This window comes from Comamonas sp. F1-6 (genome assembly GCF_039581415.1).
GTDB classification, from domain to species: Bacteria; Pseudomonadota; Gammaproteobacteria; order Burkholderiales; family Burkholderiaceae_C; genus Comamonas; species Comamonas thiooxydans.
In genome coordinates this window covers 104,344-125,803 of the sequence record NZ_JBCPWN010000011.1, presented here as the reverse complement: position 1 = coordinate 125,803, position 21,460 = coordinate 104,344, and the positions used below count along the sequence as shown (strand labels likewise).

The following is a 21,460-nucleotide window of genomic DNA, read 5'->3' as shown; positions in this document are numbered from 1 at the left end:
GACTTGCAATCCATAGCAGCCAGCGCTTGCTCGATAAGCGCTGCAGCCGTTTTTGGCGCTTAGTCCTCGGACAGGGCGCTGAAGGATTGGGCCAGATGGTCGAGCAGCGCGCGCACGGCCGGCAGCTGCCCGCGACGCGAGGCATAGACGGCGTGAATGATCTCGGGCCGCGGCTGCCAGCCTGGCAGCACCTGCACCAGCGTGCCGCTGCGCAGCTCCTCGCGCACAAACATATTGGGCAACTGCACCACGCCGGCGCCCAGCACGGCCGCGTCGCGCAGGGCCAGCAAGGACTGCGTCACCAGCCGCGGCTGGTGTCTGACCTCGGCGCGCACGGCGTCGGGGCCGTGCAGCACCCAGCGGTGGGTTTCCTGCACGCCGCCCATGTCCAGGCTGGGCCAGGCCGACAGGTCCATGGGGCCGCCGGGCTGACCCAGGCGCTGCAGCAGCTCGGGTGCGGCCACCAGGCATTGCCGGCGCTCGGCCAGCGTGCGCAACACCAGATCGCTGTCCTGCAGCGGCGGCGGGCGCACGCGCAGGGCCAGATCCAGGCCTTCGCCGACCACGTCCACGCGCCGGTTGGTCTCGTCCACCTGCAGCTCCACGCGCGGATACAGGCGCATGAATTCGCCCAGCATGCGGCCCACGCGTGAGGCCAGCAGGGCCACGGGGCAGCTCATGCGCACCTTGCCGCAGGGCTCGGAATGCACCAGCGCCACCGACTCTTCGGCGGCCTCGGCCTCGGTCAGCATGGCGCGGCAGTGCTGGTAGTAGCGCTTGCCCACCTCGGTCACGGCAAAGCTGCGCGTGGAACGCAGTAAAAGCTGCGCGCCCAGGCGCTCTTCGAGCAAGGCCACGCGGCGGCTGAGCTTGGACTTGGGCAGGCCCAGGGCGCGGCCTGCAGGCGCGAATCCACCATGCTCGACCACTTGGGCGAAGTAGTAGAGCTCGTTGAGATCTGGCAGCTTCATCGTTTTAAAAATAGAACTCTGAGGCTGAATATTGTGGACTACTCAAGTCATCGTTCCAAATTCATACTTTCTCCATGTTCAACGCCTACGGTCTCCATAGGGACTGCAGGCCAGCCGCAAGGAGAAATGTCATGCTCAAGAAAATCCTGGGTGTCTACGAAGCTCCCCGTCCCCACTGGGTGGGCAATGGTTTTCCGGTGCGCTCGCTGTTCAGCTATGGCGACCACGGCAAGGCCCTGAGCCCTTTCTTGCTGCTCGATCACGCCGGTCCCCAGAGCTTCACGCCCACCACGGCGCGGCGCGGCGTAGGCACGCACCCGCACCGCGGCTTCGAAACCGTGACCATCGTCTATGAGGGCGAAGTGGCCCACCGCGACTCCACGGGCGCCGGCGGCACCATAGGCCCCGGCGATGTGCAGTGGATGACGGCGGCCTCGGGCATCCTGCACGAGGAGTACCACTCCGAAGCCTTTGCACGCAGCGGCGGACCGCTGGAGATGGTGCAGCTGTGGGTCAACCTGCCGGCCAGGGACAAGATGTCCGCCCCCGGCTACCAGAACCTGCTGAATGCCGACATCCCGCAGGTCGCTCTGCCCGATGACGCGGGTCATCTGCGCGTCATCGCCGGTGACTACCGTGGCAGCAAGGGGCCCGCCTATCGCGGCCCGGCGAAAACCTTCACGCCCATCAATGTCTGGGATGTGCGGCTGAACGCCGGGGCCGCGACCGAGCTGCAGGCCCGGGTCGGCCACACGCTGGCGCTGGTGGTGCTGCACGGCACGCTGCTGGTCAACGGACAGGAGATTGCCCGCGCCGGACAGCTGGTGCATATGGACCGCGCTGCGGACAGCGTGCATCTGGAAGCCAACAGCGACGTCACGCTGCTGTGGCTGTCGGGTGAACCGATTGACGAGCCCGTGGTCGGCTACGGCCCCTTCGTCATGAACAGCGACGAGGAAATCCAGCAGGCGCTGGAGGACTTCCGCAGCGGCCAGTTCGGCCGCATCCCGGCGGTCGAGCGCCATGGCGCTGCGGCCTGAGCAGGTCGCACGGTATCGAGTTTTCCCACCGGCGGGCGCGCCCGCCGGCTTTCACCCACCTCCACTCTTGAAGGAGATTCCCATGAGCCAAAAGCCTTACGTTCGCCTCGACAAAGACAATGCCGCCGTGCTGCTGGTCGACCACCAGACTGGTCTGCTGTCCCTGGTGCGCGATATCGACCCCGACAAGTTCAAGAACAATGTGCTGGCCCTGGCCGACATGGCCGAGTACTTCAAGCTGCCGACCATCCTGACCACCAGCTTCGAGAACGGCCCCAATGGCCCGCTGGTGCCCGAACTCAAGGAAAAATTCCCCACTGCCCCCTATATCGCGCGTCCCGGCCAGATCAATGCCTGGGACAACGAGGACTTCGTCAAGGCCGTCAAGGCCACGGGCAAGAAGCAGCTTATCGTCGCCGGCGTGGTGACCGAGGTCTGCGTGGCCTTCCCCGTGCTGTCTGCCCTGGCTGAAGGCTTCGAGGTGTTCGTCATTGCCGATGCATCGGGCACCTTCAACAGCATGACCCAGCAGGCTGCCTGGAGCCGCATGGAGCAGGCCGGCGCCCAGCTCATGACCTGGTTCGGCGCGGCCTGCGAGCTGCACCGCGACTGGCGCAACGACATCGAAGGTCTGGGGACTCTGTTCTCCAACCACATCCCCGACTACCGCAATCTGATCAACAGCTACACCACGCTGACCGCCGGCAAATAAGCCCTGCGGCTTCAGACCAAAGCCCGCAAGCTTTTGCAGCCTGCGGGCTTTTTGCTGTCGATTTATTGGAATTGATAGCTGCTGACGTTTGATGGGTAGGAGCTCAAGCCTGTTTTTGCTTCAAGTCTGGCAGGCAGCTTGCGCCGTTCTGATCTGTGTCGTGCATGGGCTCGGCCTGAGCAAAGTTCTTGCTGTAGGCGATGCCCCAGTTGCGCATGGCGATCAGCACCGGCTGCAGGCTGCGGCCCAGCTCGGTCAGCGCATAGTCCACGCGCGGCGGCACTTCGGCATACACCGTGCGCTCCACAATGCCGGCCTCTTCCAGCTCGCGCAGCTGCAGTGTCAGCATGCGCTGGGTAATGCCGGGGATGGCACGGCTCAGCTCGCCAAAGCGCTTTTTGCCGTGCAGCAGCTGAAACAGGATGATGGGCTTCCAGGTGCCACCCATGACGGACAGCGTCACCTCCACGGCGCAGCCGCTCTTGCTGTTCAATCGTTTCATGGGCACCTCGCTGCAGTTCCAAAGTGCAAGCATCCTAGCGTCAGCCCGCATTCATGCATTGCTTACATTTTTAATACTACCCAACAAATATGTTGGTACTGGTGGTGGATGCGCATTGACGGCACCATGCAAAGCATCTGTTTCACCTCTTGAGGAGCACTCCATGAAAGTCATGCAACTGGCCGCGCCCGGCGGTTTCGAAAACCTGAAGCTTGTCGAGCTGCCCGCACCTGCGGCGCCTGCTGCGGGCGAGATCCAGGTGCGCATTCACGCCAGCTCGCTCAACTACCATGACCTGGGCGTGGTGCGCCGTCCCGGCGCGGCGGCCGACGGCCGCATTCCCATGGCTGACGGCGCAGGCCTGGTCACGGCAGTGGGCGCAGGCGTGAAGGAATTTGCCGTGGGCGATGCCGTGGTCTCCACCTTCTTCCCGCAATGGCTGTCGGGCCGTCACGTGCCCTCCGACTTCCAGCTCGTGCCCGGCGATGGCGTGGACGGCTTTGCACGCGAATTCGTGAACCTGCCCGCCACCAGCTTTACCCATGCCCCCGAGGGCTGGAGCCATGCCGAGGCCGCCACGCTGACCACGGCCGGCCTCACGGCCTGGCGCGCACTGGTGGTGGACGGCCATCTCAAGGCCGGCGACACTGTGCTGGTGCTGGGCACGGGCGGCGTCTCCATCTTTGCGTTGCAGATGGCCAAGAGCATGGGCGCCACCGTCATCGCCACCACCTCCAGCGCGGCCAAGGCCGAGCAGCTCAAGGTATTGGGAGCCGATCTGGTGATCAACTACAAGGACCAGCCCGAATGGGGCGACGCCGTGCTGGCAGCCACCGGCGGTCGCGGTGCCGATATCGTGGTCGAGGTCGGCGGCCCGGGCACTCTGCCCCAGTCCATTCGTGCCTGCGCCGTGGGCGGCCATATCGCGTTGATCGGCGTGCTGACCGGCTTTGCGGGCGCCGTGCCCACGGTGGAGATGATGCGCAAGCAGCAAACCCTCAAGGGCCTGATCGTCGGCAGCCGCGAGCAGCAGCAGGACATGGTGCGCGCGCTGGAGAACTTCGGCTGGAAGCCCGTGATCGACAGCCGCTATCCGCTGGAGCAGATGGTGGCGGCCTTCGAGCATCAGGCAGCGGGCAGGCATTTCGGCAAGATCTGCCTCGAGTATTGATGGCTGATGGCGCTTTGTGCGCCTGGGTTTGAGGATGATGGGGCATGTGGTTCCTGCGGTGCCACATGCCCTTTTTGTTTGGATAGCTGTCCGTGCTTGCTGCTATCGGGCTAGAGGCGGATTAGGTTCTTGGTTTGGTTTATTCGGCGATATGCCATGATTTATGGACAGAGGGCGGGTCTCGGCCCGCCTGCCGACTCACTTTCTTGCTTGTGACGGAAGGCCGCCCCCAAGAAAGTAAGCAAAGAAGACAGTCCCTGCTGCCCACGTCCCCTTTGCTGCGCTACGGGGCAACCTGCGCCGTCAACCTCTTGCTGCTTGCGGCAAAACTCGCTGCGCGCTTTCAGCGCTCCGTTCAGGCAGGTTGCCGCAGAAGTGATGACGATGCAGCTGCACTCTGCGGTGCAACTGCCCGCACCAAGCGCTTGCCGTCGCAGGCGTGGGTACAAGGGGCAATACCGGATGCGGGATAGCTTCTTTGTGCTTTTGATAGCTGCTTGCGTTTGCTGAATAAGCGGTACAGCCCGATTTGCTCATAGCTCTCGCAGGCCGCCCGCATTCACCCGTGTGTCTGCGCCTGCAGCACGCGGTTCGGGCTGCGGGCATTGGCGCCGCAGAGTGCCAATGCTTTGTCTTCAAATTTGCGGCAACCTGTCTGAGCGGAGCGCGTAGCGCAAAGCGAGTTTTGCCGCACCGCAGCCTGAAATGCGTGACGCAGGTTTGCCCGCAGCGAAGCGCAGGGACGCAGACAGTCGGGGCGCATTCTTTGGGTTACGTTTCTTGTGCGAGCAAGAAAGGTAACTCGCCTGCCGGGGCGAGGCCCGGCCTCTGTCGCAGGCGACAAAAATGAATCTAGATCGATAGCTGCCAGTACTTGCTAAATAGGCGCCACAGCCCAAAAAGCTCAGTCCTCAGCCCCCAACACCACCCGCGCCGTCAAAGCAGTCCGCCCCGGCGACGACTCAATCCCCAGCAGTCCGCCGACCCGCGCAATGCGCACGGCCATGGAGCGCATGCCCACGCCCAGACCCGATGCATCCACGGCCTGCACATCAAAGCCTACGCCGTCATCCTCGATCTCCAGCAGCAACTCCTGCGCCTGCGGTTGCACCAGGGACAGGCGCACATGGCGGGCCTGGCTGTGCTTGATGACATTGGTCAGTGCCTCTTCGATCAGCCGGGTCAGAGCCAGGTATTGCAGCGCGTTAGGCGGCTGACTCCAGCTTTGCGGAAACTGCCAGTCGCAGCGCACACCCAGGGCCTCGAACAGATCGTTGAAGCGGCGGCGCAAGGGTGCCAGCCATTCCTGTGGAGTGGCTGGCACGCGCACCTGGGCCGAGGCGTTGCTGTCTATGCTCTGGCGCAGATCGTTGCGGATGAGCTTGAGCATGGACAGTACCTGGGGCCGGGTCATGGCATCGCTGCCCTGCTCGACGGAAGCAATCATATGGACCAGCTCGCCGCCCAGGCCGTCGTGCAGGTCGTGGGTCAGGCGCAGGCGCTCCTGCAGGCGCGCGTTGGAGAGCTTCTGGGCCTCCAGCTCGGCGCGCAAATGTTCGGATTTTTTCTGCTCGGTGATGTCGAAGGTGAAGCCGATCAGCGCTGTGGGCTGGCCCTGTTCGTCGCAGAGCACATGCACGACCTCCTTGACCCAGACAAAGCGGTTGTCGCTGGTCAGCGCCCGGTACTCGGCCTCGTGATCCACACCCGCCAGGCACAGCTCCACGCAGCGCGAGACGGTTTGCTCGCGCTCGTCGGGGTGGATGCGTTCGGCCCAGTCGTTCACGGTCTCCCAGCTCTCGGGGCTCCAGCCCAGCAGATCAGCGATCTGCGGGCCGATATAGCTGTATTTCTTCGTGGTCCAGTCAATCTTGAACGGAATCGCCAGGGTGGATTCCAGCAGCGTCTGGTAGAGGCCGTTGTCCGTGTCGGGTTCAAGGGTGCGCAGGCGGGGGCGGGCTTCAAGCATGGGACGCTCCTGTAAGATCGAGAAGAGGGTGGGTGGTGGGCAGCTCGTTCCAGAACCAGTAGAAATAGCCGCCTTCGGTCTGCAGCAGGGTCTGGGTTTTGACGCTGGAGCGCTCTATCCCGCGCCAGCAGGCCAGGGCCGAGTTGCGGTTGCCGTGCAGATCCAGGCAGGTCTGCCCTGGTAGATTGGGCCGGGGCGGCACATACAAGGCCATGCCGCGCGGCAGCCAGAGGTCGGCGAGACAGATTTTCTGTTGCTCCGGCCAGTACTTCCCCACCGAAATCACCAGCGGCAGGTGAGGGTCGATGGAGGTGAAGACATGTGGGAAATCGTGATGCTCAAGGTCGGTACAGACCTTGCCCAGCAAGCGGTAGCCGGTTCCCTCATAGGGGGAGCGGTGTCCGGCAAACATGCCGTACTCATAGTCGACCAGCGAAAGATGTGGTTGGGGGCTGGTGATGCGAATTCCCTGGCCCGGCTCGATCAGCGTCATGCCGAACGCCGCTGCAGTTTGATGCGTGACTGCAATGGCTTCGTACTCGACCTGATCGGCCTGGAACTCCAGTCTGGTCTGATTGCCGTACTTGGGGTCGGGGTGGGTGGTGGTCGCAGAAAGGACGCGGTATGCGTTGCCGATGACGGCCGTGGGGTCACTGGCGACAGGCTCAAGCAGCTGCAAGCCTGTGGGCGGCTCTGCGCAATAGTGGGGGAACCCGTGGATATTGCAGAAAAACGGTGTCTGCGAAAGATCGACCGACGTCGGCGCATCTTCTTTGATGAACAGCACGGGATCAAAAAACTCTTGCGCCATTGCCTGTCACTTCACGGTGATTGATAGCAGAGATCGTTGCCCTGTGCGGAGGTACGGCACCTGCAGTCATGGGTTGCTTGATATGTCAGTCAGTGATGCAGTCTAAATCAAGGCGGTTACAAAGACCCGGGTGTGCAGGCGCTGCGGGCCAGGGCGCCTGAGGGCGTCAGTGGCCGTCACGGCAAAGTTCGCATTATTTTGATAGCTGCCGGCGCTTGATACATAAGCGATACGGCCACGAGAGCTTCTATTTCACGAGCACCGATTCGCCAATCGCGAAGAACTGCCCGCCCGCCACATAGTGCAGGGTGCGCAGCTCGGCAGGCGCGGAGCCGAACTCCCAGTGTCCATTGCGGAACACGCGCTCGTCGGCCCAGGCGGCGACGACTTCGGCGATGAACAGGTCATAGCTTTGCTGGTTATGTGGCTCGGGGATCAGCTTGCAGACCAGCCAGGCGGCACAGCCAGCCACAAGCGGTACAGCTAAGCCCGGTGCGTCGAAAAGCTGCACGCCATGTTTGACGAGTTTGTGGGGTTCGGTGACGGCGCTGTCCGTGCCTATGCCCACCGTCAGCGCGGCCTGGGGTACGGTGGGCAGTTGCACGGCAAAGAGGCTGCTGCCCTCGACCAGCGCACGCGTGCGCGTGGCCTTGTCGAGCACCACGCTGATCTTGGGCGGTGCGAAATCGAGCGCGCAGGCCCAGGCAGCGCTCATGGCATTGCGCTCGCCCGCATGCTGGGCCGAGACGATGACTGTGGGGCCGTGGTTGAGCAGGCGGTAGGACTTGTCCAGGGGAACCGGGGTGAAATGGTCTGGCAGCATGGCGGGCTGAATATGGGTGACAGAAGAGGACGGCAAGCTCCCGTTACGATGGCTTGCTGATTTCCCATCTTCGCCCGAAACAGGGCTTTTCCAGGAGACAACCATGTTTAGCCACATCATGCTGGGTGTAAATGATCTGGAGTCCAGCAAGCGCTTTTACGACGCGCTGCTGGGTCAGCTGGGCATTGCGCCCGGCGTTGCCAACAAGAACCGCTTCTTCTACCGCAGCCCCACGGGCGTGTTTGCCATCTCCACGCCCATCAACGGCGAGTCGGCCAGCTCGGGCAATGGTGCGACCACGGGCTTTCTGGCCCAGTCCACCGATCAGGTGAATGCGGCCCATGCGGCAGGCCTGGCTGCGGGTGGTGTGTCGATCGAGGACGCGCCGGGCTGGCGCGGCGACTCCATGTATCTGGCCTATCTGCGCGACCCAGACGGCAACAAGATCTGCCTGGCCTATCGCCCCGCGAAGGTCTGATCCAGGCTGCCTGAACCAGGGCCGCGCAAGCGGCCTTTTTATCTTCAGTGGAGGGGATCAAAAACAGGAGCTGTCTGCGCTTGCAGGGCAAGGCCTTGAACCACGAACGGCAACATGGAGTGCGGTCATGCCCGACCTGCAAGCGGTGATGCTGTGCCCGCTGCCGGTGCAAAACCGGGGCAGGCGGCACAATGGCTGCTTTGCAGCGCGGGCGTATGTCCGGGGCCTGCACCACATTCAGTAGTTTTTTCATGACCAACACCACCACTCCTGCCGAAGACCATCTGTGCGACGCCTGTGCCGGCATTCAGCGCAACTGGCGCAAAGCCCCCGGCCATGCCGAACTGATGCAGCGCGGCAACCGCAAGGAGGAGCGCGGCTCGACCACGGCGACGGTGACCCGCTATGTCTGCGAGCGCTGCGGCACGGTGTGGGACTATGAGAACAACAAGCAGGACCAGCGCAAGGGCTGGTCCGTGGTCGGCAGAATTTAACTCCCCTGAGGCGCTGCGCGCCTTGCCCCGGCGGGGGACGAAAGCCATCGCTGCGGGGCGGCGGGGCCGCCCAGGCCCTTGCTGGCTGTCTCTTTCCTGAGTCAGCGTCGGTTTTTGAAGTTTCGGCGTCTTCGGGCGCCGTTTGTTTTTTGAAGGAGGCTGCGTGCAATCAGCAAGCAACGAGTGGTTTGACGAGGCGTATTACCAGCGCTTTTATTTTGACAAAAAGACCAGCGTGATCGATCCCGAGCACGCGCGGCGGCTGGGTGCGTTTGTCTGCTCGTATCTTGCGTATCTGCGCGTGCCCGTGCAGCGGGTGCTTGATGTGGGCTGCGGCATAGGCCTGTGGCGCGAGGCGGTGCAAAAGCACTTTCCGGGCGTGCAGTATCAGGGCGTGGAGTTCAGTCCCTATCTGTGCGAGCGCTATGGCTGGGAGCAGGGCTCGGTGGTGGATTGGCAGCCCAAAGATGGCCAGCCTTTCGATCTGGTGATCTGCCAGGGCGTGCTGCCCTATCTGAGTCCGACTGACCTGAAAAAGGCGCTGGCCAATCTGGGCCGGCTGTCGCGCGGCGGGCTCTACATCGAGGCTGTGGCACGCGAGGACTACGAGCGCGACATCATCGACGAGGAACTGACCGACCCGCGCCTGTATCGCCACCGCGCCGAGCTGTACCGCCGCGGCCTGCAGCCTCACTTCAAGGAGCTGGGCGGCGGCGTATGGCTGAGTCGTCAGGCCGATATGCCGCTGTTCGAGCTGGAGTGCATTGGGGGCTGAAGCCTCTGGTTCTTGGTGATTTCGGGGCCTGCACCTATATTGCGGGGCTTGCGAACTCACAAGGATATGCAGATGCCTCATCGCTGGATCAAACGCTGCGGAGTCTGGACCGCTGCCATGGCTGGCGCTGCCTTGCTTCTGGCCTGCTCGGACTCCAAGACCGAGGGCGCCGCGCCCTCGGCACAGGCCCCCGCAACTGCGCCAGCCCCTGCGCCGGCACCGCCTGCCGCAGAAGCCAGGCGTGTGATCGACCAGTTGTTTAGCACCGAGGCCATAGGCATGAATCTGGCCTATGTGCAAAAGATCGCCGGCCCGGCCATGCGCTCGGAATTCCACCGCCACCAGTTCCGCACCGACGGCTGCGATATCACCCTGGTCAGCGACGAGGCCGACAAGGTGATCGAGTCTGTCGAGATCGATATCGCACCCAGCTGCAATCTCTCGCTCAAGAGCGTGCTGAACGTGTCCGAGGGCCAGCCCGACATCAAGCTCGGCGATCTGACTTTCGGCAGCTTCGAGCCCTTGCTGGACAGCCGTTACTACGCCGACTGCCTGACGCTGTGCGGCAATGCCGCCGACCCTGTGGTGTATCTGGAGGCCAAGGGTTCGCGCCTGACCAACTTCATCAATTATTCGGTGCAGGCCCCCATGGTGGACGGCAAGGTGCTGGATGCGACTGCCGCCTGGCGCGATGCCATGGTCAAGGCAGAGTCCGACGACTATGTGCTGGACACGCGCTTCAACTGCGAGCCGGATCGCTTCAGGAATGTGATTTCCGCCGGACTCAGGAATGCCAGGCCCACGGTGTTCAGTTTTGGCCGTGGTCCGACCTTCGAGCAGGGCGACTGCGACTAAGCGGCACTCCTGCAGCATCAGCACTGGATTTGGCAAAGGCGGGACAATCCGGGCATCTGTCCGAACCTGCTGGTGTCTGTCTTGCCCGCTTCCACGCCTTTGTCCTCCGCCACTCTGACCCCGCAGAAAAGCGTTGCCTCCACGTTGCCCCCGCATGCCGTCTCGCGCTTGCGCCAGGCACGGCTGGCGCGCAGCACGCGTCCGTTTCTGGCGCGTGGCGGCCCCAAGGGCGAGCGCTGCGAGGGCTGCCGTTTGCGCCCCTCCCACTGCATGTGCGCGCTGCGCCCCGAGTTGGCCACGCGCGCGGCCTTCTGCCTGCTGATGCATGATGCCGAGCCGCTCAAACCCAGCAACACGGGCTGGCTGATTGCCGACGTGGTGCAGGACACCCATGCCTTCGGCTGGTCGCGCACCGAGCTGGACCCCCAACTGGAGGCCTTGCTGGCCGATCCGCAATGGCAGCCCTATGTGGTCTTCCCCGGTGAATATGCAGAGCCTGCAGAGCGTGTGCTGGAGACGCTGGACGGCGGCGACAGCCGTGCGCTGCAGCCCGGCAGACGCCCGCTGTTCATACTGCTGGACGCGACCTGGTCGGAGGCGCGCAAGATGTTTCGCAAAAGCCCGTATCTCGATGGCTTTCCCGTGCTCAGCCTGCACCCGGATCTGATCTCTCGCTACCAATTGCGCAGATCCAAGCGCGACGACCATTTCTGCACCAGCGAGGTGGCGGCGCTGTGTCTGGAGCTGGTGGGCGATGCCGGCGATGTGCAGGCCGGCCAGGTACTGGAGAGCTATCTGGGGGTGTTTACCGAGCGCTATCTGCAGGCCAAGCACCAGCAGCCGGTCGATGAGGTCAGCAGCGCCCACCAGCGCCTGCGTGAACTGATGGGGGCCGTCCCCGCCAAACGCGACGCATGAAGCGCTGTGCAGGCATAAGCATTCCACTCAAAGCAATAAGCGAACAAGGACAATCGGGCCAGGGCCTCATGACTGCATGAGGTGTGTGCCGGATCGGGTTGGTGATGAGCGCCGATGACCAGGGGTCTCGGCGCTTTTGTTTTTGGGAGTGGGTGATGGGCATGTCCTTGAAATGGGTTGGGCTGGCAGCAGCGCTGGTATGTGCGGGTTCGGCCATGGCTGCGGGCAAGACTGAAGCGGCGAGTTCCACTATCGGTGCCAATATCGACACGGCCGTGGATCTGTCCGCATCGCCCACGCTGCAGCGCTGGCAGGCCGGCGGCACCGTGGTGCTGGGCGTGCGCGAAGCCGCTGTCCCCATGTCCTACGCGATCGGTGCCAACGAGAAGTTCGTCGGCTATCACATGGACCTCTGCGAGCGCGTGGTGCATGCGATCGCGCCCAGGGCCCAGATCAAGTACATGGTGCTGACGCCGCAGAACACCATGCCGCTGATCAACAACGGCACGGCCGATTTCAATTGCGCCAGCATGACCAACAACCTCACGCGCCAGAAGCAGGTGGCGTTTGGTTTGACCACCTATGTCAGCGAGGTGCGCATGGCCGTGCGTGCCGACTCGGGCATCACCTCCTTCAAGCAGCTGCAGGGGCGTAATGTGGGCGCCATCACGGGCACGACGGCGGTGCAGATTCTGCGCAAATACGCCAACGACAACGAGCTGAACTTCAAGACGCTGATGAGCAAGGACCAGTTCGAGAGCTTTCTGATGCTGGAGTCGGGCCGCGTCGATGCCTTTGTGCTGGACGACAACATGCTGGCCGGCGTGATCGGTCAGAGCAAGAATCCCAAGGGCTACAAGATCGTGGGCGAGGTGATTGGTGCCGAGCCGATTGCCATCCAGTTCAGCAAGAACGACCCGCAGATCAAGAAGGCCGTGGACGGCGCCATCTTGCAGATGATCCGCTCGGGCGAGATGCACAAGCTCTACGCCAAGTGGTTCATGCAGCCCATTGCGCCCAAGAACGTGAATCTGAACCTGCCCATGGGCGAGGTGCTCAAGAAACAGCTGGCCGCGCCCAACGACACGCCGCTGGAGCAGTTCGTATTGCCCCAATAAAGCACTGGAGCGGCGCCAGTCGATAGACTGCATGGCAAACCTCAAGGGGAATGATTGCCGTGCTGGAGTACCTGGTCTATCCGCTGATTGCGCTGCTGTTCGTGGCAGTCTTCACGCGCGAGGTGATTGCGCCCGCCTCGCGCAATCTCTGCGACCGGCGCTGGCTGATCTACAGCAGCGCCCTGGGCGCGCTGACGCTGGTCTGCACGCTGGTTCTGGGCTGGTTGCTGGAGGAGCGCATTCGCCAGCATGCGCTTTTCGATGTGGGGGCACGCTGGAACCCGCTGCTGGTGGGGCTGCTGAGTTTTTTCATCACCAGCTTTGTCTTTTACTGGTGGCACCGCGCCACCCATGCCTCGGATCTGCTGTGGCGCGTGTTCCACCAGCTGCATCACAGCGCGCGCCGCATCGAGGTGCTGACTTCGTTCTACGCCCACCCGCTGGACTCCTGCGCTGCCATGCTGCTGAGCGTGATCTCCAGCTACTGGGTGCTGGGTGCCAGCCCGGCGGCGGCGGCCGTGGCCCTGGGACTGACGGCGGCCTTCGACTTGTTCACCCATGCCGACATGCGCACGCCGCGCTGGCTTGGCTATGTGCTGCAGCGCCCGGAAATGCATACCGTGCACCATCAGCATGGCCACCATGCGCAGAACTACGGTCTGCCGCTGTGGGACATGCTGTTCGGCACCTGGACCAACCCCGCCGAGCGCGCGCAGAAGCTGGGCTTTGATGACGACAAGTCCGAGCGCGTGGCCGAGATGCTGCTGTGGCGCGATGTTCACCAGAGTGCGCCCGCCTGCGGGCGCCGCAAGTCATCCTGAAGCTTCGAATTTGATAGCTGATGATGCTGATGGGTGGAGCTCGGCATGCTGTTTTTGTTCTTAATTGTTAACACGGCTTGCCAAGACCCTGCCAGAGCCCGGCAAGCTCTGCCCCTGGTTTGGGGCGGTGGCAAAAATCTGTTCAAATTGGCCCGGTCTGTTCACCTGTCAACAGACGCCAAGCCGTCTGGCTGTGGGCATCCATAACAATCTGCCGTCTCACCGTCAGTGAGCTGAAGCAGACAAATCGCCTGCCAGGTTCCGGCACCCCCGAGCGCGTTTTCATGCGCTCAGTGACCCCCGGGTCGCTGCAAAGAGCTGTTACTGCCTCTTTGCTCAAACTCTGAATACTGCTTCAGCCATGTCTTGTGCATGGCTGTGATTGTTTGTCTGCAAGCCCGGCCCGTGCCTGGGCGAAAGGAAAGGTGTCCGGTTTTGGTGGAGTCGGCGTTCAAGCTGCGCTACAACCCAGCGCTCGATGGATTGAGAGGCATAGCCATTGTGCTGGTGCTGCTCTCGCATGCACATGCCCCGATGTTCGATGGCGCCTTCTTCGGCGTCGATCTGTTCTTCGTGCTCAGCGGTTTTTTGATCACCTCCTTGCTGCTGATGGAGTATCGGCAGCATGGCAAGCTCGATTACTGGCGCTTTTACCGTCGCCGCTTCTTCCGGCTCATGCCTGCGCTGGCGCTGTTCCTTGGAGCCTACTGTGTGTTCGCGCCTTTTATCTGGCCCGATCTCACGGACATCTATTCGGACGCCCTGGTCTCCATTCTCTATCTGGCCGATTACGGCATTGCCTTCTTCGACAGTCCGGACACGCTGCTGCACATGTGGTCGCTGTCGGTGGAGGAGCATTTCTATCTGATCTGGCCGCCGCTGCTGGTTCTGCTGCTGCGCAAGGCCACGCCTGGCCGAGTCTGGGCGCCGCTTGCGGCGCTGTGGCTGCTGAGTACGCTGTGGCGCATCTTCTGGGTGGTGCAGGGCCAGCAGTTCTACGAAATCTTTTTCCGCTTCGACACGCGGGCCTCGGGTCTGCTGGCCGGCGCCTTGCTGGCGGCGCTGATGATGGAGCGCCCGCAATGGGTAGAGCGTCTGCAGTCGCTGCGCGCCTACACCATGTGGTTTGTGCTGGCCGTACCGCTGATCATGGAGCTGGAGTGGGACAACCAGCACGCCATGGTCTGGGGCATCACGGTGGTGGAATGCGCGGCCCTGGTCGTGCTGCTGGCCGTGCAAAAGCCCGCGGGACTGGTCTATGAGATGCTGACGGCACCGGTGCTCATCAAGCTGGGCCAGCTGTCCTATGGCATCTACCTCTGGCATTACCCGGTGGTGCGCTATCTGCGCGCCGATTACTCCTGGCCCGTGACCGTGGTCGCAGGCCTGCTGATCTCTACCGCGCTGTCGGCACTGTCGTTCTACACGGTGGAGCGCTGGGCCATGCGCCACCGCGACCTGGGAGCGAGCAAGAAGCCTGAGCGCCAGCCTCAGGCGCGCCAGGAGCCCGCGCTGCGCGAGGCTACGCGCGGCTCGTGATTGCTCTAGAAGCCTGAGCCGGGCTGGGCCAGGTACTCGGCCTCTTGGGAGGTGCTGGCGCGGCCCAGAATGCTGTTGCGGTGCGGGAAGCGGCAAAAGCGCTCTATCACCACCTGATGGCGATGGGCGTAGTCCAGCGTGCCGGCCAGATATTCGCGCAATTCGGTGTCCGTGGCGCTCTGCAGCAAAGCCTCGAAGGCGGCCACGCTGCGTTGCTGCATGGCCGGGTCTTCGGCATGCTCCAGCGGCAGATACATAAAGACGCGGACCACCTCGGGCAGCAGCCGGTCGCTGCCGGCGTCGATTGCCTGCAGCGCCAGTGCCAGGGCCTGCGCGTCACCGGCAAAGCTCTTGGGAGTGTTGCGGTGGATATTGCGCGTGAACTGGTCCAGCAGGATCACCAATGCCAGCTGCTGCCATGGACCCTGGGTTGCCCAGTGCTGCAGTGCACCGCCCAGGGCGGCTTCCACGGCAGTGCCAAAGCGCTGGCGCAGCTCCTCGTCGAAGGCCGCCGATTTGGTGAACCACTGCGCCTTGTGCTTCAGGGCATCGGCATTGCCAGGCCTGGGGCTGCCGAACCACTGGGTCAGAACTTGGTCGGGCAGGCTGGTGTCCTGGGCGGCGGCGGTCAGCGCCTCATGGCTGACGGGAAGGGAATTTGCAGTCATGCAAATCATTGTGCATGCACTGCCGCTAGCGTTGACAGTCAACCCTGGATGGCGTCGGACGTTAGATAACAGTCTTTTACCTGCAGATTGCATCAGATAGGGAACTGCGAACACCCATCGAGACTCTGTGGAATAGCAGGCTCAGAGACAATGGATTGATCAAAAACCATAGCTGACAGCGTTGGTTTATCAAGTGTTTGCATGGGTTTTGAATCAGGTTTTACGGAGTTCGGTGGTCGTGATGAATCGGCGCGCATGGTTGGCGGTGACAGTGTTGGGATTGGGAATGGCTGCCACGGGCTGCTCGGGCAAGTCCGTGCCCAGCAGCGTGAGCGTGAGCCAGCAGAAGCTGCAGGAGATGCTGGCCAGGCGTTTCCCCAGGCAGTTCCCCGTGGCGGGTTTGCTGCAACTGGACCTGAAGGCGCCGCAGCTGAGCATGTTGCCCGAGCGCAATATGCTCAACGCCGTGATCCCGGCCGAGCTCAGCGGCAAGGTGCTCAAGGAGCAGTACAGCGGCCTGCTCAATGTCGATTTCGCGCTGCGTTATGAGCCCACTGACCGCACCTTGCGCGCCCACCAGATCAAGGTCAACCAGCTCAGCATGGACGGGCTGTCGCCCGCGCTCAGCGATATGCTGGGCACCTATGCCACGGCATTGGCTGAGCAGGCCATGGGTCAGGTAGTGCTCTATCAGTTGCAGGACCAGGATCTGGCCCTGGTGGATGCGCTGGCCATGGAGCCTGGCGCCATCACCGTCACCGCCCAGGGACTGACAGTGGCCCTGGTGCAGAAGGCCAGTGCGGGCAGCAAGCGCTGAGCTGCCAGGTGACAAAAAAGCCCGCAGGCGTCTGCCTGGCGGGCTTTTTTGCGGGAACTGCGGCGCTCAGCGGGGCTTGGCGACGGGCTCCAGGCCGGTGTCACGAATCGTCTTGGCGGCGGCTGGCGAGGTGTAGTACTTGAGCAGTTGCTCCAGCCCCTGCGCGTTGGTGGAGGTACTGGCCGTGCCGGCCGAGAAGATGGTGTAGTGCTGCACCGAATCGGGCAGGGTGCCGACATAGCTGATGCCCTCGATGGGCAGCAGTTCGCTGACCTGCTGCAGGCCGATTTCGGCTTCGCCTCGCGCCACGATGGTGCCCACGCGCTCGGTCACGATCTTCTTGCTCTTGGGCATGACCTGATCGTGAATGCCGAGTTTCTTGAGCATCTGGGTTTCGTAGTAAGTGCCGCTGGCGCTGGCCGAATAGGCAATGCTCTTGGCGTTGAGCAGCACCTGACGCAGCTTGTCCTCGCTGCTGATGTCGGGGATGGGGGCACCCTTCTTCACGGCCACGCCCACGGCAGAGCGCACCAGGTCGATCTGGGTGCCGTTGCGCACCAGGCCCTTGGCGGCCAGATCGTCGAGCGCGCCGCGCGCCAGAATCACCACATCGGCCTTCTCTCCCTTGCTCAGGCGATTGGGAATGGAGGTGGGCGAGGCCCCCATGGAGGAGCCATAGGCCGACTCCACCGCCAGGCCGGTCTGGGCCGTGAACTGAGGCGCCAGCAGTTTGTGCGCTGCGGTGAAGCCGCCCGAGGTCATGAGACGCACAGGCTCCTTGGGCGTGCTGCTTGGCTGCTGGGCGCAGCCTGCGGCCAGCGCCACAGCGCTGATCAGCAGGGCTCGGCGGACGGTGAAAAGGGGAAACGGCTTCATCAATGTCTCTCTGTATTGGGCGGGCGGGATAGGCCTTGAACCCTTTTGGAATCAACGCAGGCAGCTACTTTCGTCATGGCTGCTGCGGCTGACCGGATTGTGAAAAGCTGCGGTTATTGCGTCCAATACCGTTTGCGTCTGGACTTGATACGAAAATCGTCCTATGGATTTGCGCCGTCTGACCTGTTTTCTGGCTGTGGCCGAGGAGCTGAATTTCAGCCGTGCGGCCCAGCGCTTGCATATGAGCCAGCCCCCGCTGAGCCAGCAGATCCGTCTGCTGGAGCAGGAGATGGGGGCGCAGTTGTTCGAGCGCTCGCGCCGCGCCGTGGCGCTGACGCCGGCAGGCCTGCTGCTGCAGGACAAGGCGCGGCAGATCGTGGAGCTGCACCAGCAGGCGGGCGAGCTGGTGCGCATGGCGGCTCATGGCCTGGCGGGGCGGTTGCGCATCGCCTTCACGGCATCGGTGCCGCTGTTTGACGAGTTCTCCACCATGTTGCGCGACTTTCGCAGCCGCCACCCGCAGGTGGAGCTGGATCTGCAGCATATGACCACGGGCGAGCAGATCGCGGCATTGACGGCGGGGCAGATCGACATCGGCTTCATGCGTCCCTCGCCGACGTTTCGCATCCCCGTGCCGATTAGGGAGCAGACGCTGTGGCGCGATGAGCTGAAGCTGGCCCTGCCGGTGGCACATGCCAAGGCGGCTGCGGGCGAAGCACTGGCACTGAGCAGCCTGGCCGACCAGCCTTTTGTGCTGCACCCGGCCGTGCTCGGCGGCGGCCTGCACGAACATATTCTGGCGCTGTGCAGCGAGGCCGGCTTTGTGCCGCGCATCGCCCAGCCGGCGCGTGAGACCTCGACCATGCTGGCACTGGTGGCCGCCGGCCTGGGGCTATCCATCGTGCCCAGCGTCTATGAGCGCATCTGCCCGCCCGGCGTGGTGCTGCAACCGCTGGCCGATGCCGCGCGCCACTCGCGCATTGCGCTGGTCAGCATGCAGCAGGCACCATCACCTTGCGTGCAGATGTTCTGGCAGTTGCTGCGCTGAGCGGCCTCTGCCGTTACGATGCGGCAAACCCTTTTTCAGGAGCCAGCCGCATGACCCGCACCCTTGCCGATTTTTCCGTGACCCGCAAATGGCCCGCGCAGCACCCCGAGCGCATCCAGCTGTATTCGCTGCCCACGCCCAACGGCGTGAAGGTGTCGATTGCGCTGGAGGAAATGCAGCTGCCCTACGAGGCGCATCTGGTCAGCTTCCAGACTAATGACCAGCTCACGCCGGAGTTTGTCGGCACCTTCCACAACAACAAGATTCCCGCCATCATCGACCCGCAAGGCCCGGGTGGAAAGCCACTGGCGCTGTTCGAGTCGGCGGCCATCCTGATCTACCTGGCCGAGAAGAGCGGCAGCCCGCTGCTGCCCGCCGACCCCGCGGCGCGTTACGAGACGCTGCAGTGGCTGATGTTCCAGATGGGCGGCGTGGGACCCATGTTCGGCCAGGTCGGCTTCTTCCACAAGTTCGCGGGCAAGGACTTCGAGGACAAGCGCCCGCGCGACCGCTATATCAACGAGTCCAAACGCCTGCTGGGCGTGCTGGAGCAGCGCATGCAGGGCCGCGAGTGGATCATGGGCGAGCAGCTCACGATTGCCGACATCGCCATCTGGCCCTGGGTGCGCAATATGGTCGACGAGAACGGCTACAACGCCGCCGAGCTGGTGGGCTGGAACGGATTTCCAGAGCTGCAGCGCGTGCTCAAGGCCTTCATGGCCCGCCCGGCGACGCAAAAAGGCCTGAACATTCCGCCGCGCGGCTGAGCGCCGACCAGGGCAGTACGGGCTTGCCGCTGTTGCAAAAGCGGCAAGTACTGTCCCAGCGGTGATGTCTTTCAAACCCATGGTCTGGCCTTATCTTCGAGACTTAAGGCCCTGCAGCTGGCTGCGGCCTCTCAAGAGGAGAACTCCATGACCACGAATCGTCAACCCATTCTGGAAAGTGCCCCGCTGGGTCCGCGCTGGCCCTGCCTAGACCCCTTTCTGTTCTGCGCTCACCACGATGACAGCTATCCGGCCAGCAACGGAAAGATGGGCGTGCAGGCCGTGGAGTTCGAGGGGCGCGAGATGGGCAGCGACTTCAGCGCCCGCAACGGCTTCTCCATGTACCACGGCGAGCCGATTCCGGGCTTTCCGGGCCACCCGCATCGCGGCTTCGAGACCGTGACCCTGGTGCGCAAGGGCCGCATCGACCATGCGGACTCGCTGGGCGCGGCCGCGCGCTTTGGCGGAGGCGATGTGCAGTGGCTCACGGCCGGCAAGGGCATCCAGCATTCGGAGATGTTCCCGCTGCTGAACAGCGACAAGCCCAATCCGCTGGAGCTGTTCCAGATCTGGCTGAACCTGCCCGCCAGGAACAAGATGGTGGAGCCCCACTTCACCATGTTCTGGAACGAGCAGATCCCGCGCCTGAGCTTCAGCGATGCGGCGGGCCGTAAGACCACCGTGACCGTAGTGGCTGGTGCCCTGGACGGTGCGGACAAGGCCTTGCCGCCTCCGCCCGAATCCTGGGCCTCCCAGGCCGGCAGCGATGTGGTCATCTGGACGCTGGAGCTGGAGCCCGGTGCCCGCTGGACCCTGCCCAGGGCAGCAGGTGACCAAACTCACCGCATGCTCTACTTCTTCGTAGGCAAGAGCATGACTGTGGGTGGCGAAGCCGTGAACGGACATCTGGCCATGCATGTCGATGCTCAGCGCGAGCTGGAGCTGGTCAACACCGGCGATGTCAGTGCAGAGCTGCTGCTGCTGCAGGGCAAGCCGATTGGCGAGAAGGTGGCGCAATACGGCCCCTTTGTGATGAACACGCAGGAGGAGATCATGCAGGCCATGCAGGACTACCGCCGCACCCAGTTCGGCGGCTGGCCCTGGAAGGACAACGATCCTGTGCATGGCAGCGAGAACCGCCGCTTTGCGCGCTACCCGGGGGCCGAGGTCGAGGAGCTGCCTCCCGGCGCCTGATGTGGCCAGGCTCAGGGCCTGAAGCTGGCAGCCTCCGGCGTGCGGCCCAGTTCCCTAAGCACCGGCCATGCCGGTATTGTTCGTGTTCGCGCGCGCGGGCATGGACTGCGTCCCTGCGGGCGGTGCCCAGAAAGGGGGCGCAGCCTGCTTGAATGTGCGCGGCAATGCCTGGGGGCATCCGCTCAGCCGAACTCCCCTGCGAGGAAATCCACCACGGCGCGCACGCGCGGTGCCAGGGATCTGCCGCGCGGATACAGCAGATAGAAGCGGTCGTCCTCGCTGCGCTCCTGGAACTGCTGCAGCAGCGGCACCAGGGCTCCGCGCTCCAGGTCGGCGGCGATATGGAAGTGGGCCAGCCGCACCACGCCGTGGCCCAGCAGCGCCAGGCTGCGCAACAGCTCGCCCTGGTTGGCTCCGATGTGGCTGGGAATGTCTATGGTCTTGAGCCCGCCTTCCTCGTGGAAGGTCCAGCGGTTCCACTGCGTGCGTATGGTGAAGTTCAGGCAGCGGTGCTGCAGCAGGTCCTCGGGCTGCTCGGGATGGCCGAAGCGCTGGAGGTACTGCGGCGCTGCGGCTATCACCCAGGGCCTGAGCATCAGCGGGCGGCCGATCAGTGTCTGCTCCGTAGGCCTGCCGCTGTGGATGGCTACGTCTATGCCTTGACGCACGAAGTCGCCGCGCTCCGTGCCAAGGACGAAATCCAGGTGCAGGCGCGGGTGCCGGTCCATCAGCAGATGCAGACGCGGCGCCACCAGGTACTTGGCCGTGGTCAGCGCCGTATGGATGCGCACCGTGCCCGAGATTTCGGCATCGGCCACGCGCACACAGGCCTCAGCCTGCTCCATGGCCTGCACCACGCGCTGGCTGGCGATGCGAAAGTGCTCGCCTTCCTGGGTCAGGCGTATGGCTCCGGCAATCCGCTCGAACAGCCGCACGCCAAGGCGTGCCTCCAGGCGAGCGATGAGCTTGCTCACCGCCGAAGGCGACAGCTCTAGCCTTCTGCCGGCACCGGAAAAACTGCCTTCTTCGATCACGCGCAGGAATACCGTCATCTCGCCGAACTGGTCCATCTAAGGTCTTCGCCCCCTGTGAA

General features: G+C 63.5%; 23 protein-coding genes. 15 read left to right on the top strand and 8 right to left on the bottom strand.

The window, feature by feature from the left end:
* Nucleotides 1–59: 59 nt before the first annotated feature.
* A complete protein-coding gene (locus tag AAIL66_RS13480; RefSeq protein WP_080747040.1) occupies nt 60–971 on the bottom strand; it encodes a LysR family transcriptional regulator in 912 nt (303 codons plus the stop codon).
* Nucleotides 972–1,102: 131 nt separating this feature from the next.
* Between AAIL66_RS13480 and AAIL66_RS13475 the strand changes: the two genes are divergently transcribed.
* Together AAIL66_RS13475 and ycaC are read left to right on the top strand one after the other, a co-directional pair.
* Nucleotides 1,103–2,011 (top strand): pirin family protein, encoded by a 909-nt coding sequence (locus AAIL66_RS13475; protein WP_034350940.1) that lies wholly within the window; start codon nt 1,103–1,105, stop codon nt 2,009–2,011.
* Between the two features lie 82 nt (nt 2,012–2,093).
* Nucleotides 2,094–2,723 carry an isochorismate family cysteine hydrolase YcaC gene (gene ycaC / locus AAIL66_RS13470; RefSeq protein WP_034350937.1) on the top strand — a complete coding sequence of 210 codons (630 nt, stop codon included), beginning with the start codon at nt 2,094–2,096 and terminating at the stop codon, nt 2,721–2,723.
* Nucleotides 2,724–2,826: 103 nt separating this feature from the next.
* On the opposite strand, the gene AAIL66_RS13465 is transcribed toward ycaC, so the two are convergent.
* Nucleotides 2,827–3,225 (bottom strand): helix-turn-helix domain-containing protein, encoded by a 399-nt coding sequence (locus tag AAIL66_RS13465; protein ID WP_197483923.1) that lies wholly within the window; start codon nt 3,223–3,225, stop codon nt 2,827–2,829.
* Between the two features lie 163 nt (nt 3,226–3,388).
* On the opposite strand from AAIL66_RS13465, the gene AAIL66_RS13460 reads away from it, so the two are divergent.
* A complete protein-coding gene (locus AAIL66_RS13460) occupies nt 3,389–4,396 on the top strand; it encodes an NAD(P)-dependent alcohol dehydrogenase (RefSeq protein ID WP_343496928.1) in 1,008 nt (335 codons plus the stop codon).
* A 904-nt stretch (nt 4,397–5,300) separates the two neighbouring features.
* On the opposite strand, the gene AAIL66_RS13455 is transcribed toward AAIL66_RS13460, so the two are convergent.
* From AAIL66_RS13455 to AAIL66_RS13445, 3 genes are all read right to left on the bottom strand, one after another.
* Entirely contained in the window at nt 5,301–6,365 is a 1,065-nt protein-coding gene (locus AAIL66_RS13455; RefSeq protein WP_034405660.1) for a PAS domain-containing protein, read from the bottom strand.
* A complete protein-coding gene (locus tag AAIL66_RS13450; RefSeq protein WP_343496927.1) occupies nt 6,358–7,176 on the bottom strand; it encodes a hypothetical protein in 819 nt (272 codons plus the stop codon). The genes AAIL66_RS13455 and AAIL66_RS13450 overlap by 8 nt, the downstream gene beginning before the upstream one ends.
* 247 nt (nt 7,177–7,423) lie before the next feature.
* Nucleotides 7,424–7,999 (bottom strand): flavin reductase family protein, encoded by a 576-nt coding sequence (locus AAIL66_RS13445; RefSeq protein ID WP_034405657.1) that lies wholly within the window; start codon nt 7,997–7,999, stop codon nt 7,424–7,426.
* Between the two features lie 103 nt (nt 8,000–8,102).
* Here AAIL66_RS13445 and AAIL66_RS13440 point away from each other — a divergent pair, with 103 nt between their 5' ends.
* The 8 genes from AAIL66_RS13440 to AAIL66_RS13405 all read left to right on the top strand — a co-directional run bounded on the left by AAIL66_RS13440 (nt 8,103) and on the right by AAIL66_RS13405 (nt 14,997).
* A complete protein-coding gene (locus tag AAIL66_RS13440) occupies nt 8,103–8,477 on the top strand; it encodes a VOC family protein (protein ID WP_034350925.1) in 375 nt (124 codons plus the stop codon).
* 251 nt (nt 8,478–8,728) lie between these two features.
* On the top strand, nt 8,729–8,971 hold the full coding sequence (locus tag AAIL66_RS13435; protein WP_019042688.1) for a hypothetical protein: 243 nt from the start codon (nt 8,729–8,731) through the stop codon (nt 8,969–8,971).
* A gap of 163 nt (nt 8,972–9,134) precedes the next feature.
* On the top strand, nt 9,135–9,746 hold the full coding sequence (locus AAIL66_RS13430) for a class I SAM-dependent methyltransferase (protein ID WP_343496926.1): 612 nt from the start codon (nt 9,135–9,137) through the stop codon (nt 9,744–9,746).
* Nucleotides 9,747–9,818: 72 nt separating this feature from the next.
* Nucleotides 9,819–10,601, top strand: a complete 783-nt coding sequence (locus AAIL66_RS13425; RefSeq protein WP_343496925.1) for a hypothetical protein — start codon at nt 9,819–9,821, stop codon at nt 10,599–10,601.
* 81 nt (nt 10,602–10,682) lie between these two features.
* Nucleotides 10,683–11,519: a tRNA-uridine aminocarboxypropyltransferase gene (locus AAIL66_RS13420; RefSeq protein WP_343496924.1), complete on the top strand. Its 837-nt coding sequence runs from the start codon at nt 10,683–10,685 to the stop codon at nt 11,517–11,519.
* A 155-nt stretch (nt 11,520–11,674) separates the two neighbouring features.
* Nucleotides 11,675–12,637, top strand: coding sequence for a transporter substrate-binding domain-containing protein (locus AAIL66_RS13415; protein ID WP_343496923.1), 963 nt, complete (start codon nt 11,675–11,677; stop codon nt 12,635–12,637).
* A gap of 50 nt (nt 12,638–12,687) precedes the next feature.
* Complete coding sequence (locus AAIL66_RS13410) at nt 12,688–13,458, top strand: sterol desaturase family protein (protein ID WP_034405649.1); 771 nt, start codon at nt 12,688–12,690, stop codon at nt 13,456–13,458.
* A 435-nt stretch (nt 13,459–13,893) separates the two neighbouring features.
* Nucleotides 13,894–14,997 carry an acyltransferase gene (locus AAIL66_RS13405; RefSeq protein WP_034350912.1) on the top strand — a complete coding sequence of 368 codons (1,104 nt, stop codon included), beginning with the start codon at nt 13,894–13,896 and terminating at the stop codon, nt 14,995–14,997.
* A 5-nt stretch (nt 14,998–15,002) separates the two neighbouring features.
* Here AAIL66_RS13405 and AAIL66_RS13400 read toward each other — a convergent pair whose 3' ends face one another.
* Nucleotides 15,003–15,674, bottom strand: a complete 672-nt coding sequence (locus AAIL66_RS13400; RefSeq protein WP_343496922.1) for a DUF924 family protein — start codon at nt 15,672–15,674, stop codon at nt 15,003–15,005.
* Between the two features lie 277 nt (nt 15,675–15,951).
* Here AAIL66_RS13400 and AAIL66_RS13395 point away from each other — a divergent pair, with 277 nt between their 5' ends.
* Entirely contained in the window at nt 15,952–16,482 is a 531-nt protein-coding gene (locus AAIL66_RS13395) for a DUF1439 domain-containing protein (RefSeq protein ID WP_034405690.1), read from the top strand.
* A gap of 66 nt (nt 16,483–16,548) precedes the next feature.
* On the opposite strand, the gene AAIL66_RS13390 is transcribed toward AAIL66_RS13395, so the two are convergent.
* Nucleotides 16,549–17,358, bottom strand: a complete 810-nt coding sequence (locus AAIL66_RS13390; protein WP_343496921.1) for a substrate-binding domain-containing protein — start codon at nt 17,356–17,358, stop codon at nt 16,549–16,551.
* A 163-nt stretch (nt 17,359–17,521) separates the two neighbouring features.
* Between AAIL66_RS13390 and AAIL66_RS13385 the strand changes: the two genes are divergently transcribed.
* The 3 genes from AAIL66_RS13385 (at nt 17,522) to AAIL66_RS13375 (ending at nt 20,367) form a co-directional block, all read left to right on the top strand.
* Nucleotides 17,522–18,406 carry a LysR family transcriptional regulator gene (locus AAIL66_RS13385; RefSeq protein WP_003066996.1) on the top strand — a complete coding sequence of 295 codons (885 nt, stop codon included), beginning with the start codon at nt 17,522–17,524 and terminating at the stop codon, nt 18,404–18,406.
* A gap of 50 nt (nt 18,407–18,456) precedes the next feature.
* On the top strand, nt 18,457–19,173 hold the full coding sequence (locus tag AAIL66_RS13380; RefSeq protein WP_343496920.1) for a glutathione binding-like protein: 717 nt from the start codon (nt 18,457–18,459) through the stop codon (nt 19,171–19,173).
* 147 nt (nt 19,174–19,320) lie between these two features.
* A complete protein-coding gene (locus AAIL66_RS13375; RefSeq protein ID WP_343496919.1) occupies nt 19,321–20,367 on the top strand; it encodes a pirin family protein in 1,047 nt (348 codons plus the stop codon).
* 182 nt (nt 20,368–20,549) lie between these two features.
* Here AAIL66_RS13375 and AAIL66_RS13370 read toward each other — a convergent pair whose 3' ends face one another.
* Complete coding sequence (locus AAIL66_RS13370) at nt 20,550–21,437, bottom strand: LysR family transcriptional regulator (protein ID WP_034350902.1); 888 nt, start codon at nt 21,435–21,437, stop codon at nt 20,550–20,552.
* Nucleotides 21,438–21,460: the final 23 nt, after the last annotated feature.